Below are 13421 nucleotides of genomic sequence, written 5' to 3' on the forward strand. Positions count from 1 at the left end.
TCGCCGAGCTTCACTCAGCCCTCCCGCGCACCCCTCGCACCCCGCACGAGCCGCCCCTCCGGCACCTTCCGCCCGTACGCGAACAGCAGCAGGTCCTGGGCGGAGCCGGTCACCGGAGTGCCGCTGCCGAAGGACCAGTCGACGTCGTCGGCGCGCAGACACACCCCGGTGAGGTCCGTACCGAAGAACCTGGCGTTCTTGTACGAGACCTGGTCGAGGAGGACCCGGAGGCGGTCCTCGGGAATCCTGCGGCCGAGGCCGAGCGCCACAGTGATGTCGAGACCGTGCACCGCGTCGTGCCCGAGCGCCGCAGCGGGGCCGCCGACCGGGGGCGCCCACGGGTGCTCGGCGTTCTCCCGCAGCCAGTCGGCGAGTTGACCGGTCGACGCGGCCGCCGCGTCCGCGTGCGCGAGGCGGTCCGTCATCCGGTGCAGACTCCCGCGCGCCCGTACGAGCTGCCCGAGCAGCCGCGGCAGCGAGTACCGGAAACCCAGCGACATATGGGCCGCGACCTCCCGCACCCGCCAGCCCGCGCACAAGCTGGGCGCGTCCCACTGCTGCTGCGTCAGACCGTCCAACAGGTCGGCCAGATCCCGGCGTTCGGCGGCGATCAGACTCTTCAACTCCATGCCCCAACGATCAACGCGGCAACACCGGAAGTCCAAGAGAGGTTCGTTATCGCACCCAGAACCCGTACTTCTGGAACCCTCCCCGAACAGTTCCTCCCTAGAATCCCTCCCCATGGAACTGCGGCAGCTGCGGTACTTCGTGACCGTCGTGGAAGAGGCCTCCTTCACCCGCGCCGCCGCCCGGCTGCACCTCGCACAGCCCGGCATCAGCGCCCAAGTGCGCCAGCTTGAACGGGAGTTGGGGCAACCCCTGCTGCACCGCTCCGGGCGGACCGTGACGCCCACGGAGATCGGCGAGGCCGTACTGCCGTACGCCCGTGCCGCCCTCGCGGCCGCCGAAGGGCTGCGCGACACCGTCGCGGAGTGCACCGGCCTGCTGCGCGGCCATGTCCGGGTCGGGTTCGTCTCCGGCGCTGCCGCGCACGCACTCGACGTGGCCGGGGTGCTCGCCGACTTCCACGACGCCCACCCCGGCGTCGACATCGCCCTCACCGAGGACACCTCCGAGCGCATGCTGAAAGCGCTGGCCGACGGCGCACTCGACATCGCGGTGGTCGGCCTCACCGGCGCCTACCTCGGCCCGCACCTCGCGCACGAGATCCTCGTCGACCTGCCCCTGGTCGCCGCGGCCGCCCCCGGCGACCCCCTCCTGACCGCCGTGCCCGACACCGGCCTGCCCCTCACCGCCCTGCGCGACCGCCCGCTGATCGGCCTGCCCCGCGGCACCGGCATCCGAGGCGTCCTCGACCGGGCCTGCGCCGCCGCCGGCTTCACACCCCGCATCGCCTTCGAGGCCGCGGCCCCCGAACTCCTCGCCCGACTCGCCGCCCGCGGCCTCGGCGTAGCCGTCGTACGCCGACTCGACCCCGGCGAACAGCGTCAACTCGGCCTGCGCACCGCCCCGTTCGCCGACCCCGCCCTCCGTGGCCGGGTCGCCCTTGCCTGGCCGGCCGGCGGCCCGAGCGGCCCGGCCGCCCGCACCCTCCTCGAACGCCTCCGGTCATCACTGCCCGTGACCGAAGCGGTTCCCGGGCCTGTGGGAAGCTGGACGAGTGAGCAACCTGGAGGATCTCGTCCGGCTGCGCAAGGCCAGGGACGTCATGGACCGCGACTACGCCGAGCCGCTCGACGTCGCGGCGCTCGCGCGGGTCGCCCTCATGTCGCCCGGCCACTTCTCCCGCAGTTTCCGCGCCGCGTACGGAGAGACCCCGTACAGCTATCTGATGACGCGCCGCATCGAGCGCGCCAAGGCGCTGCTGCGGCGCGGCGACCTGTCCGTGACCGAGGTGTGCTTCGAGGTGGGCTGCACCTCGCTCGGCTCGTTCAGCTCGCGCTTCACCGAGCTCGTCGGCGAGAGCCCCAGCGCCTACCGGGCGCGCGACCACGCGGCCGGGGCCGCCGTCCCGGCGTGCGTCGCGAAGGTCTACACCCGACCGGTCAGGAACGGAGAAGCGAAGCCCGCGCCCCGCGCCTAGCGTGAAGCGCATGGACATCAACCTCTCCACCTGCTTCATCGCCGTGGACGACCACGACAAGGCGCTCCCCTTCTACCGGGACGTGCTCGGCCTGGAGGTCCGCAAGGACGTCGGCTTCGAGGGCATGCGCTGGGTGACCGTCGGCTCGCCGGACCAGCCCGACGTGAGCATCGTGCTCGAACCGCCCCTCGCCGACCCGAACGCCGCACCCGAGGACCGCCAGGCCATGGCGGAACTGCTCGCCAAGGGCCTGCTGCGCGGAGTCATCTTCCAGACGGACGACGTCGACGCCACCTTCGAGCGGATCCGCGCCGCCGGCGGCGACGTGCTCCAGGAACCCGTCGACCAGCCCTACGGAGTCCGCGACTGCGCCTTCCGCGACCCCGCGGGCAACATGCTGCGCTTCAACCAGACACCCAAGAGCTGAGCCCGACAGCTGAACCCGACAGCTGAACCCCAGAGCTGAGCCCGCGACCGTACGAGAACACCCGGCTCACGGAAAGATCTGCTTGCCCGCGTCCCGGATCGCCGCCAACTCCCGCTCGTAGAAGGAGTGGAGAGGCGATCCGGGACGGTACGCGTGGCACGGGACCGACTGCCGGTCCGGCTGCGCGTGGTACTGCGTGACGACCAGCGCATCGTCCATGCGGTAGATCGTGGACGGCCGGAACCCCGAGCAGGCCCAGACCTCCACCGCCCCCGCGGGACCCGCCGCCGCGAGCCGGACGCAGTCCGCCACCGCCTCCTGGACCTTCGCCCGTACGTCGTGCTCCGTGTAGACGGGGTGGAAGCGGGCGGCGAGCGCGGACACGCACGCCGGGTCGGTGTGGTCCGGCAGGAAGAACCGCACCTTCGCGCCCGGCCGCCGCACCAGCCTGAGCAACTCCTCGCGGTGCGCGGCCCGCCAGGTCGTGGACCAGGCCCCTGACACGTCGAGGGTGCGGGTGCGGGACAGGCCGCGGTCCCAGTCGAGCAGGTCGAGGTAGTCGGTGCCCACCGCGAGCAGACCGCTCTGCTCGACGTCGTGGCGAAGCCCGATCGCCTCGGTCAACTCCTGCCGGTCCCGGCGCTTGTTGACCAGATTCACCAGGACGGCGATGCCCACCGAAGTGATCAGCACCTCGCCCGCGAGGGAACGGAGTTCGGCCGGCGAAGGGCCGATGGAGAGCAGCAGCGCCGCACCCGCGGCGAGCGCCGCCGTCCCCAGGAACCAGGTGGCCAGGCTGTTGAGCTGTCGATACGGGAGCGCGGGCGCACGCATGCGAGGTCTTTCTCCGTACGGGCGGGGGCGGGGGCAAGGGGAGCGGGAAGGGGATCGGCCCCGGACCGTGCCGTCGCACGCTCCGGGGCCGAGGTCGTGTCCGGACGGACACGACCCGGTCGGGGCCGGGGCCCGTCAGGTGAGCAGACGCAGCAGCGCCGCGCAGGCCTCGGCCTCCGTACCGTGATGGGTGATCACTTCGTACAAGCCGCGCTCGTACGCGCCGGTCTCCCACGCGCCGTCCGGCGACCTGCGCAGGAACAGGAAGTCCGGGGGCGTGGGGGCCGGTTCGTGGACGCCTTCGATGCGGTAGTGGCCCTCGGGCACTCCCGCGGCGGCGAGCGCGGCACGCAGGTCGGTGCGGTTCATGGCAGGCGGCCGGTCGGCTGCACTCAGGACCTCCTCGTACGGCACGGGAGCGGCCCGTCGGGGACCCGCCCACTCGAAGTACGCACGGTAATGACCGAGTTGCCGTGTGTGTCTCCGCAACGCCGAAGTGGCTTGATCCGCACGGCAGTCGACGGCTCGGGGCCTCCGGGATCCGCTGCTCTCCTGCTGTACGAGAAGGGGTCGCTGCAGGAGAAGGAGCCCGCCGGACGACCCGCCGTACGCAAAGACCGACCCGCCCTGCCGCGACATACGGCCGGGGGAGCCGTGGTGTCGGGCGGGGCGGGTCGGTCGGGCCGGAAGGGGTTCCGGCCGGGGATGCCCGCAGGGCGCGCGGGCGGGCTAGATGATCAGCGACAGCAGCAGGACGAGGCCTCCGGCGACGACCGAGATGATCGTCTCCATGGTCGACCAGGTCTTGATGGTCTGGCCGACGTTCATGCCGAAGTACTCCTTGACCAGCCAGAAGCCCGCGTCGTTCACATGGCTGAAGAACAGCGAGCCGGCGCCGATCGCGAGGACGAGCAGGGCCGCGTGCGTGGTCGACATGTCGGCGGCGAGCGGCGCGACCAGACCGGCGGCGGAGACTGTCGCGACGGTGGCGGAGCCCGTGGCCAGGCGGATGACGACGGCGATCAGCCAGGCGAGGAGGAGGGCCGGGATCGCCCAGTCCTCGGAGATCTCCAGGACCATCTGGCCGACGCCGGAGTCGATCAGCGTCTGCTTGAAGCCGCCGCCCGCGCCGACGATCAGGAGGATGCCCGCGATCGGGGCGAGCGACTTCTCGACCGTGGCCGTGATCTTGCCCTTGGAGAAGCCGGCGGCGCGGCCCAGGGTGAACATGCCGACGACGACGGCCGCGAGCAGGGCGATCAGCGGCGAGCCGATCACGTCGAAGACGCGCTGCACGGTGTGCTCGGGGTTGTCCACGACGATGTCGACCAGAGCCTTGGACAGCATCAGGACGACGGGCAGAAGCACGGTGGCGATGGTCGCGCCGAAGCTGGGCAGCTTGGCGACGTCCTTCGACGGACGCTTGTCGAGGGCGTCGGACGGCCCGTCGGACGAGGTCTGCAGCATCTTCTCGGGCACCGGGATGTCGACCCAGCGGGCCGCGACCTTGGAGAACAGCGGACCCGCGATGATCACGGTGGGGATCGCGACGAGCACGCCGAGGGCCAGGGTCACGCCGAGGTTGGCGCCGACCGCGTCGATGGCGACCAGCGGGCCGGGGTGCGGCGGGATCAGGCCGTGCATCACGGAGAGGCCGGCGAGGGCCGGGATGCCGATGCGCATCAGCGAGTAGTTGCCGCGCTTGGCGACCATCAGGACGACCGGGATCAGCAGCACGATGCCGACCTCGAAGAACAGCGGCAGACCGATGACGCTGGCGATCAGCACCATGGCCCAGGGCATGGACCGCCCGCCGGCCTTGGCGAGGATGGTGTCGACGATCTGGTCGGCGCCGCCGGAGTCCGCGAGCAGCTTGCCGAGGATCGCGCCGAGCGCGATCAGCACGCCGACGCCCGCGACCGTGGAGCCGAGCCCCGCGGTGAAGCTGGTGATGACCTTGTCGAGAGGCGCGCCCGCGAAGGCGCCGAGCGCGAGCGACCCTATGGTCAGCGCCAGGAACGCGTGCACCTTGAACTTGGTGATGAGCAGGACGATGACGGCGATGCCCGCGAGCACGGCGATCCCGAGCTGGGCGTGGCCCGCAGAGGTGATCGGCTCGACGGCGTCCGCTGCCAACATCTCCACGCTGAGACTGGTCACGGTGTTCTCCTTGTAGGAGAGGGGTGTTTACGGGGGAGGGGCGGCGCAGGCGCACGGGGTGTGTGCGCACGCGCCGGGATGCCGCCGGGGGAAGGCGGCGAGGCGGCCCCCTGCGGAGGGCCGTCGTGCGGGGGTAGCCACGGGGAGGTGGCTACGAGGGGGTGGCCACGAAGAGGCGGCTACGGGGAGTGGCTACGAGGGGTGGCTACGGGAGGCGGGTGTGCCGCCGCCGGCCGTGTCCAAGGCCCGGAGGGCGTCCATCGCGCGATCGGTGATCTCCTCGGGGCTGCCCGTCACGTCCACGTCGACACCGGCCTCGTCGGCGCCGAGCGGCTGGAGCGTGGCGAACTGCGAGTCCAGGAGCGCCGTCGGCATGAAGTGGCCCTGGCGGTGCGACATCCGGTCCTCGATGAGCTCACGCGAACCGGTCAGATGGACGAAGACGAGGCCGGGGGCGGCGGAGCGCAGCCGGTCCCGGTAACTCCGCTTCAGCGCCGAGCTGCTGACCACGCCGCCGAGCCCGGCCCTGCCGTGCGCCCAGAGGCCGATGGCGTCCAGCCACGGCCAGCGGTCGTCGTCGGTCAGCGGGGTGCCGGCCGACATCTTGGCGATGTTCGCCTCGGGGTGGAAGTCGTCGCCTTCGGCGTACGGGACGCCGAGCCGTTCTGCGAGCAGGGGGCCGATCGTGGTCTTGCCGGTCCCTGCCACGCCCATGACTACGACGACGTGGGGGGTGTCCATTGCTGCGCCTCGCTGTCTTCTTCGACATCGGTTCACACGGCCGGGGTCGTGTGTCACGACACTGAAACCCATAAGGTCAGAGGAATTCAAGACCCTGTGACTTAAAAGTCAGACTTATCTTCGGGTATTCCCAACTCGTAGAGTTACGCCATGACTGCACAGGTCCGAGGGCTGCACGCCCGCGTACTGGAGAGCCTCGGGCCCGCGATCACGGGCGGCGAGTATCCGCCCGGCAGCGTCCTCCGGATGGACGAGCTGTCGAAGGAGTTCGAGGTGTCCCGCTCCGTGATGCGCGAGGCGGTGCGCGTACTGGAGTCGATGCACCTGGTCGAGTCGCGCCGCCGCGTCGGCGTGACGGTGCTGCCGACGCAGGAGTGGAACGTGTACGACCCGCAGGTCATCCGCTGGCGTCTCGCCGGCGCCGACCGGCCGCGGCAGCTGCGCTCGCTGACCGTGCTCCGCTCCGCCGTCGAGCCGACCGCCGCGGGCCTGGCCGCCACGAACGCCACCGCCGAGCAGTGCGCGGCCCTCACCGAGTGCGCCATCGGCATGGTCGCCAACTCCCGCGGCCACCAGCTGGAGGGGTACCTGCGGCACGACGTAGAGTTCCACCGCACGATCCTGCGGGCCTCGGGCAACGAGATGTTCGCCCGCCTCGGGGATGTGGTGGCGGAGGTCCTCGCGGGGCGTACGCACCACCAGGTGATGTTCGAGGACCCGGACCCTGCGGCGGTCACTCTGCATGTGAAGGTGGCTGAGGCGGTGCGGGAGCGGGATGCGGCTCGGGCGGAGGAGTTGACCCGAGAGATCACTCTTGGGGCACTCGAGGAACTGGACGTGCTGGCCCCCTAGCCCCGTCGCCCCGCCTCGGGGCTCCACCCCGCCCCGTCTCGGGACTGCGCCCCGCCCCCGTCTCGGAGCTGCGCCCCGGCCCCGGCTGTCGTTCGGCCGCCGCGCCCGCGGTGGCTGGTCGCGCCCCTGGCTGCGGGGCTGCGCCCCGCCCCCGCTCGTCGTTTGGCTGCTGCGCCGCGGTGGCTGGTCGCGCAGTTCCCCGCGCCCCTGGGTGCGGGGCTTCGCCCCGGCCCTCGGTTGTTGTTTGGCTGCTGCGCCGTTGTGGCTGGTTGCGCAGTTCCCCGCGCCCCTGGCTGCGGGGCTGCGCCCCGCCCCCGCTCGTCGTTTGGCTGCTGCGCCGCGGTGGCTGGTCGCGCAGTTCCCCGCGCCCCTGGGTGCGGGGCTTCGCCCCCGCCTCCGCCCGTCGTTTGGCTGCCGCGCCGTTGTGGCTGATCGCGCAGTTCCCCGCGCCCCTGTTGGGGTGCTCAACGCAGCCCCAGTTCGCAACACTCAGCCCCCCCGCTCCGCGAAATCCAGCCCCTCCGGCGTTTGAGGAGCGGGGGTCCGGGGGCTGGCCCCCGAATCGGGGTCCAGGGGCGGCAGCCCCGGGGAGCGGGGGCCCGGGGGCGCAGCCCCCGAAGCTGACCGCAGGTCTTTCGGGAAGGGGCGGGGTGGGGAAAGGAACGGCCCGGGGCGGGACCAGTCGCGTACCCGTTAAGCTAGGTAGACCGACCTACCTAGCCAAGGAGTGTGCCGCGATGCCAGGGAGAGCCGCCCCCCGCCCCAGACCCGCAAGGGACAAACTCCTCGCCGCCGCAGCCCGCCGCTTCTACGCCGACGGAGTCGCCGCCACCGGCATCGACACGATCACCGCGGAGGCCGGCGTGGCCAAGATGAGCCTCTACAACAACTTCTCGTCGAAGGCCGAGCTGGTCGCCGCCTACCTGGACGCCCGGCACGAGGAGTGGCTCGGCCTCTACCGGGCCCGCCTGGACCAGGCCGAGGGCCCCCGTGCGGCGGCGCTCGCGGTCTTCGACGCGTACGCCGACCACGCCTCGGCCGCGTACGAACACGGCTTCCGCGGCTGCGGCCTGCTGAACGCCGCGGCAGAACTCCCCGCCGAGGACGAGGGCCGCACCGTGGTCCGCCGCCACAAGGAAGAGGTGGAGCAGCTGCTCGCCGGCCACCTCGCCGAGCTGTTGCCCGAACAGCCCGAGCGGGCAAGCGAGTTGGCGGAGCACCTCGCGTTCCTCCTGGAGGGCTCCATGGCGCGGGCCGGCCTCGAAGGCGACGGCGCCCGCGTGCAGCGCGCCCGCGCACTCGCCGCGACCCTCCTGGACACCCTGTGAGCAGCCCCGCGCAGCGGACCCCGCACCGGCCCGCCGCGCATCTCGGCGCCCTCTCCGTCCTGGCCGCCTCCGTGTTGTGGGGGACCACAGGCACCGCCGCGACCTTCGCCCCCGGCGTGGGCCCGCTGGCGATCGGCGCCGTCGCCATGGGCCTCGGCGGGCTGCTGCAGGCACTGATCGCCGCGCCCCTGATCGCCCGGCACGCCCCCGCACTGCGCGCCCGCCGCGGCACCGTGCTGCTCGGCGCGCTCGCCGTGGCCGTCTACCCGCTCGCGTTCTACAGCTCGATGCGGCTGGCCGGCGTCGCGGTCGGCACCGTCGTGTCCATCGGCACCGCACCCCTCGCCTCCGCCGTCATCGAACGCCTCGTGGACCGGCGGCAGTTGACCCGCCGCTGGAAGATCGGCGCCGCCCTCGGCCTGACCGGCACCGTGCTGCTCTGCCTCGCCGAGGCCGCGCACGCCCCCGCCTCCGGCGGCCAGGACGGCGGCCAGGGCGGCGGCCACACCCTCGCGGGCACGCTCCTCGGCGTGGCCCTCGGCCTCGTCGCCGCCGCCACGTACGCCCTCTACTCCTGGACCGCGCACCGGCTCATCGTCGGCGGCGTCCCCTCGCGCGCCGCGATGGGCGCGGTCTTCGGCGTCGGCGGGCTCCTGCTCCTGCCCGTGCTCCTCGTCACCGGCGGCCCGCTCCTCGCCTCCTGGTCCGGCGCGGCCGTGGGGGCGTACATGGCGCTGGTCCCGATGTTCGCCGGATACGTGCTGTTCGGCTGGGGGTTGGCGCATGTGCCGGCGAGCACGGCCACCACCCTGTCGCTCCTCGAACCGGCCGTCGCCGCCGTGCTCGCCGTCCTCGTCGTCGGCGAACGGCTCCCGGCCGTCGGCTGGGTGGGCGTCGCGCTCGTCGTCGCCTGCCTGGCCGTGCTGACCGCGCCCGTACGGAGGCCGCGTCGGGGACGTGTGGAGACGGCGGCCACGGAGAGAATCAGGGACGCAGCGCCGTCGTCGTAGCACCGTGGACAGGAGTGAGTGACCATGACCATCCGCCGGGCCATGCCCGACTTCCACACGCAGGACATGGAGGCGAGCCGGGACTTCTACGGCGCACTCGGCTTCGAGGAGGTCATGAACCAGGGTTGGATCATGACGCTCGGGTCGCCCGCCAACCCCACGGCCCAGATCAGCTTCATGACGCACGACAAGACCGCGCCCGTCGTGCCCGACGTCAGCGTCGAGGTCGAGGACGTGGACGCGGTCCATGCCGCGCTGCGGGCGAGCGGCGCGGAGATCGTGCACCCGCTGCAGGACGAGGAGTGGGGCGTGCGCCGGTTCTTCGTACGCGACCCCGACGGGCGGGTCGTGAACGTGCTGAGCCACCGCTGACCGCCCGGCGGGCTCAGCCCTTCGGCAGCTGAGCCTCCGTCACCGCCCCGTCCGGCCATACGATCCGCACCAACTGGCCCCCGGAACCGGCCTGTTGGACCTCCAGGGAGGGGCGGCGGACGGGGGCCTCGCCGCTCAACGTGACCGCCGCCGCGAGGACCGTGCCGGGCGCGGGAACGTCGGCGGTCAGCCAGGGGATCGCCGTGGCCCGGCCCAGCGGCCCCGTGCCCTCCTCCAGGTGCACGCCCGCCGCCCCGAACCCGGCCAGGGAGTACAGCCGCGACGTCAGCCGGTCCGTCGAGACGGTCGCGTACGCCTCCGGGGTGTTCCCGTACGCCGCTCGCGGATCGGTATCCGAGCTCAACGGCCAGCCGCCCAGGCGGAGTTGGACCGCCGGCCCCGGTGGGCCGTCGACCCGGCAGAGGCGGACCTCCACGCCCGCGCGCACGACCGAGGCGACCGTGACCACGGGGCCCTCGACGGCCGGGCCGGTGCGGCCGGAGCCGTGGTCGAGCCCGTCGTCGTCCGCGCTGTCCACCCAGTGCACCCGGCCCGAGGAGAGCGCGAGGAGCGCGCCGCAGGGGAGTTCGCGGGTGCCGAGGGCGGTGAAGCCCGTGCGGTGGGAGGCGTGGCCGTCGGTGTCCAGGAGGGCCACGGTGTTGTCCACCGGGTCCGCGACCGTCGGCCCGGTGAGCGGCGGCAGCGTGGCCGTCGAGTAGCCGAGCCGGGCGTAGAGCGGGGCGTCGGCGCGGACCGTGCCGGGCAGGGCGTGGTCCGTGCCGTGGTTCAGGACCGTGACGAGGCCGTCGGCGCGGCGGGCCGAGACCAGCCAGCCGGGCGCGGCGACCGTCCTGGACTGGTCGGACACCTCGACCGGCAGCGGCTCCTCGACCGCCGTCCACACCGGATGGTCGGCCGGCAGGGCGAGCCCGAGCATGCCCTTCGCCGCCCAGTACGGCGAGCCGGGCCCCGAGTAGGACTGCCGCATCGCGGGCCAGGCGTGGTGCCAGCCGAGCGTCAACAGGCCGTCCGCGCCGGGCACTTGGCGGAGGGCGAAGTGGTCGAGCATGCCGCTCGCCGCGCGTCGCGTGAGCCCGGGTGCGAGCCGGGTGGCCCCGGTGAGCGCGCCCGTCCACAGCGGCGCCGCCGCCGCGTACCGGTAGATCAGGGAGCGGCCCTGCAGCAGCGGCGAGCCGTCGGCGCCCACCAGGCGGACCGCGTCGTCCAGATAGCGGGCCAGGTCGGCCTCCCAGCGGGCCCGCACCTCCGGCGGGCACAGCGAGCCGGTGACGTCGAACAGGTGGGTCCAGAGCAGCGGGTAGGTGTGCAGCGCCCAGCCCACGTAGTGGTCGAAGTTGCGCTCCGCGCCGTCCGCGAGCCAGCCGTCCTCGCGGCGCATCGTGGCGTGGAACGCCAGGTCCTCCTCGATGTCCGTCGCCGACCAGGGCCCGCCCGCCTCGCGCAGGAAGGACTCCGTGACGATCCGGAACCACACCCAGTTGTTCCGTACGTACGGCTGGTCGATCACCGTGGCCAGCCAGGCCACCGTCGCCTCGCGCACCCGGTCGTCGAGCTTGTCCCAGAGCCACTCCCTGGTCAGCTGGAGGATCAGGGCGAGCGACGCGGCCTCCACCTTGGCCTGCGGGACCAGGTCGGGGCGCGGCCAGGCCTCCGGGTGGTGCGGGTCGGTGCCCGCGGCGAGCCCGGCCGCGTACCGTTCGAGCAGGTTGCCCGGGTCGGCGCCGCCCTCGCCCGCGATCCGGAACCCGGCGAGCAGCAGCGACCGCGCATACCCCTCAAGGCCGTCGGAGTCGGGGCCCGAGACGCTGTGCGGGCCGGGCAGCAGGATGCGCGCCCCGCCGGGGGAGCGGTGGGCGTCGAGAGCCGAAAGCATCCGGTCGGCGAGCGCGCCCCAGTGGTGCCGCTCCCAGCCGGTGTACGGCGAGACGCGACTGCCTGACGATGCCTCAACTTCCTTACGGGGACTCATGCCTGCACCGCCAACGTCTCTCGGGTGATCGGGGCGAGCGGGGGCCGGCCGCTGGTGAGGCGGTCCAGTTCCGTCAGGGCCATGGCGCTCATCCGGCGGGCCTCCGAGCCGAGGGAGCCCGCGATGTGCGGGGTGAGCATGACGTTCGGCAGGTCGTACAACGGCGAGCCGGCGGGCAGCGGTTCGGGCTCCGTGACGTCGAGGATCGCGTGCAGTCCCGCACGGCACGCCTCTTCGAGGGCCCGGGTGTCGACGAGGCTGCCGCGCGCGGTGTTGATCAGAACCGCGTCCGGCGGCAGGGCGGCGAGTTCGGCGGCGCCGATCAGGTGCCGGGTCTCGGGCAGCGCGGGCGCGTGCAGGCTCAGCACGTCTGCCTGCGGCAGGGCCTCGGCGAGGCTCGCGGGCTCGGCGCCGGCCGCGCGGACCGCCGCGGGGTCGGCCACCGGGTCGACGACCAGGACGCGGGCCAGGTCGAGTTCGCGCAGCAGCCGGACCACACGGCCGCCGATGCGGGAGAAGCCGACGACGACCACGGTCCGCCCGACGCCGCTGAGCTCGCCGCGCCCCGCCGCGTAACTCAGGTCCTCCCGGTGCGTACGGGCGTCCTGCGCGAGGAACGGGGCCTTCTTGAACGCCCAAAGGACGGCCGCGAGGGTGTAGTGCGCGACCGGCTCGGCGTTGGCGTCGGCGGCCGTCGTCACCAGGACGCCCCGGTCGAAGAGCGCCTCCGTGACATGCCCGCGCACCGAACCGGCCGCGTGCAGAACGGCCCGCAGCCGTGGAGCGGCGTCCAGCACGTCCGCGTCCAGGCGCGGACAGCCCCACGAGGTGATCAGCACCTCGGCGGCCGCCAACCGCCGCCGCGCCTCCGCCGAGCTCAACTCCCGTACGGAGAGCGGCTCTTCGACCTCCGCCAGCGCGTGCAGGCGGGCGCGCTCGGCGGGGCCGAACTGCATGGCGAGCGCCCGGTCCGCCATGACGAGCAGCACACGCGGCCGGGACGGAACGTCCGACTCAGGCTCGGGAGCAGCGGGGTCGGGCACCCGGCTCACCGCCCCGCGCCGGGCGTCGACCAGCCCACCGCGTCGAGCACATCCGCCGCGATGTCGCCGATGGTGCGCCCGTCCGTCGCCACCCGCACCGTGTCCCGCGGCGCCTGCTCGTCCAGGAGCCGGGCCTTCCGCAGGCTGCCGCGCAGCTCGCTCTCCAACTCCGAGCCCTGCTCACGGGCGGCGAGCCGCGCGTGCGTCGTCGCGTCGGACGCGGTGAGCAGCACGCGTACGATCCGCACGTCCGCACCCATGGCGCGGCGGAACATGTCGGCGGTGTCGGCGAGGACGCTCACGGTGTGCGTGTAGATCAGCCGGCGGTGGCCCAGTTCCGCGTAGTTCGACCAGACCGCCGTGAGGTTGCGCTCGGTGAGCCTGCGGCGGCGCGGGTCGTCCTGGGGCGCCGGATGGGCCTGCCCCAGGTAGTCGCCCTCGATGACGCAGTGCGTGACCACCGCGGCCCGCAGCAGCGCGGACACCTCCCAGCCGACGCTGGTCTTCCCGACGCCGGCGCGCCCGCCGATGAGCAGTGCTTCAGCATGATCCATGGGGTC

14 protein-coding genes and 1 pseudogene are annotated in these 13421 nt (G+C 73.1%); 7 read left to right on the top strand and 8 right to left on the bottom strand.

Annotated elements, in window-relative coordinates; genetic code table 11:
- Window positions 1-14 precede the first annotated feature (14 nt).
- The gene (locus QIS96_RS08180; protein WP_282541745.1) at window positions 15-629 is read right to left on the bottom strand and encodes a maleylpyruvate isomerase family mycothiol-dependent enzyme; all 615 of its coding nucleotides are present in this window, start codon (window positions 627-629) and stop codon (window positions 15-17) included.
- Window positions 630-741: 112 nt separating this feature from the next.
- On the opposite strand from QIS96_RS08180, the pseudogene QIS96_RS08185 reads away from it, so the two are divergent.
- From QIS96_RS08185 to QIS96_RS08195, 3 genes and pseudogenes are all read left to right on the top strand, one after another.
- A pseudogene (locus QIS96_RS08185) lies at window positions 742-1575 on the top strand (LysR family transcriptional regulator); the annotation flags it as partial.
- Window positions 1576-1681: 106 nt separating this feature from the next.
- Entirely contained in the window at window positions 1682-2104 is a 423-nt protein-coding gene (locus tag QIS96_RS08190) for a helix-turn-helix domain-containing protein (protein WP_282541746.1), read from the top strand.
- 10 nt (window positions 2105-2114) lie between these two features.
- A complete protein-coding gene (locus QIS96_RS08195; RefSeq protein WP_282541747.1) occupies window positions 2115-2531 on the top strand; it encodes a VOC family protein in 417 nt (138 codons plus the stop codon).
- 66 nt (window positions 2532-2597) lie between these two features.
- On the opposite strand, the gene QIS96_RS08200 is transcribed toward QIS96_RS08195, so the two are convergent.
- The 4 genes from QIS96_RS08200 to QIS96_RS08215 form a co-directional block, all read right to left on the bottom strand.
- A complete protein-coding gene (locus QIS96_RS08200; RefSeq protein ID WP_282541748.1) occupies window positions 2598-3365 on the bottom strand; it encodes a hypothetical protein in 768 nt (255 codons plus the stop codon).
- A 135-nt stretch (window positions 3366-3500) separates the two neighbouring features.
- The gene (locus QIS96_RS08205) at window positions 3501-3734 is read right to left on the bottom strand and encodes a hypothetical protein (protein WP_282541749.1); all 234 of its coding nucleotides are present in this window, start codon (window positions 3732-3734) and stop codon (window positions 3501-3503) included.
- Window positions 3735-4094: 360 nt separating this feature from the next.
- A complete protein-coding gene (locus QIS96_RS08210; protein ID WP_282541750.1) occupies window positions 4095-5525 on the bottom strand; it encodes a GntT/GntP/DsdX family permease in 1431 nt (476 codons plus the stop codon).
- A gap of 192 nt (window positions 5526-5717) precedes the next feature.
- Window positions 5718-6266 (bottom strand): gluconokinase, encoded by a 549-nt coding sequence (locus QIS96_RS08215; RefSeq protein WP_282541751.1) that lies wholly within the window; start codon window positions 6264-6266, stop codon window positions 5718-5720.
- 150 nt (window positions 6267-6416) lie between these two features.
- Here QIS96_RS08215 and QIS96_RS08220 point away from each other — a divergent pair, with 150 nt between their 5' ends.
- The 4 genes from QIS96_RS08220 to QIS96_RS08235 all read left to right on the top strand — a co-directional run bounded on the left by QIS96_RS08220 (window position 6417) and on the right by QIS96_RS08235 (window position 9828).
- On the top strand, window positions 6417-7118 hold the full coding sequence (locus QIS96_RS08220; RefSeq protein WP_282541752.1) for a FadR/GntR family transcriptional regulator: 702 nt from the start codon (window positions 6417-6419) through the stop codon (window positions 7116-7118).
- Between the two features lie 737 nt (window positions 7119-7855).
- Window positions 7856-8446 carry a TetR/AcrR family transcriptional regulator gene (locus tag QIS96_RS08225; protein WP_282541753.1) on the top strand — a complete coding sequence of 197 codons (591 nt, stop codon included), beginning with the start codon at window positions 7856-7858 and terminating at the stop codon, window positions 8444-8446.
- A complete protein-coding gene (locus QIS96_RS08230) occupies window positions 8443-9456 on the top strand; it encodes a DMT family transporter (protein WP_282541754.1) in 1014 nt (337 codons plus the stop codon). The genes QIS96_RS08225 and QIS96_RS08230 overlap by 4 nt, the downstream gene beginning before the upstream one ends.
- Before the next feature lie 24 nt (window positions 9457-9480).
- Window positions 9481-9828 (top strand): VOC family protein, encoded by a 348-nt coding sequence (locus QIS96_RS08235; protein ID WP_282541755.1) that lies wholly within the window; start codon window positions 9481-9483, stop codon window positions 9826-9828.
- A gap of 13 nt (window positions 9829-9841) precedes the next feature.
- On the opposite strand, the gene QIS96_RS08240 is transcribed toward QIS96_RS08235, so the two are convergent.
- The 3 genes from QIS96_RS08240 to QIS96_RS08250 all read right to left on the bottom strand — a co-directional run bounded on the left by QIS96_RS08240 (window position 9842) and on the right by QIS96_RS08250 (window position 13415).
- Window positions 9842-11818 carry a DUF2264 domain-containing protein gene (locus tag QIS96_RS08240; RefSeq protein WP_282541756.1) on the bottom strand — a complete coding sequence of 659 codons (1977 nt, stop codon included), beginning with the start codon at window positions 11816-11818 and terminating at the stop codon, window positions 9842-9844.
- Window positions 11815-12795, bottom strand: coding sequence for a hydroxyacid dehydrogenase (locus tag QIS96_RS08245; RefSeq protein ID WP_282541757.1), 981 nt, complete (start codon window positions 12793-12795; stop codon window positions 11815-11817). The genes QIS96_RS08240 and QIS96_RS08245 overlap by 4 nt, the downstream gene beginning before the upstream one ends.
- A gap of 71 nt (window positions 12796-12866) precedes the next feature.
- The gene (locus QIS96_RS08250) at window positions 12867-13415 is read right to left on the bottom strand and encodes an ATP-binding protein (protein ID WP_282541758.1); all 549 of its coding nucleotides are present in this window, start codon (window positions 13413-13415) and stop codon (window positions 12867-12869) included.
- Window positions 13416-13421: the final 6 nt, after the last annotated feature.

This window comes from Streptomyces cavernicola (assembly GCF_029968035.1).
GTDB lineage: Bacteria > Actinomycetota > Actinomycetes > Streptomycetales > Streptomycetaceae > Streptomyces > Streptomyces cavernicola.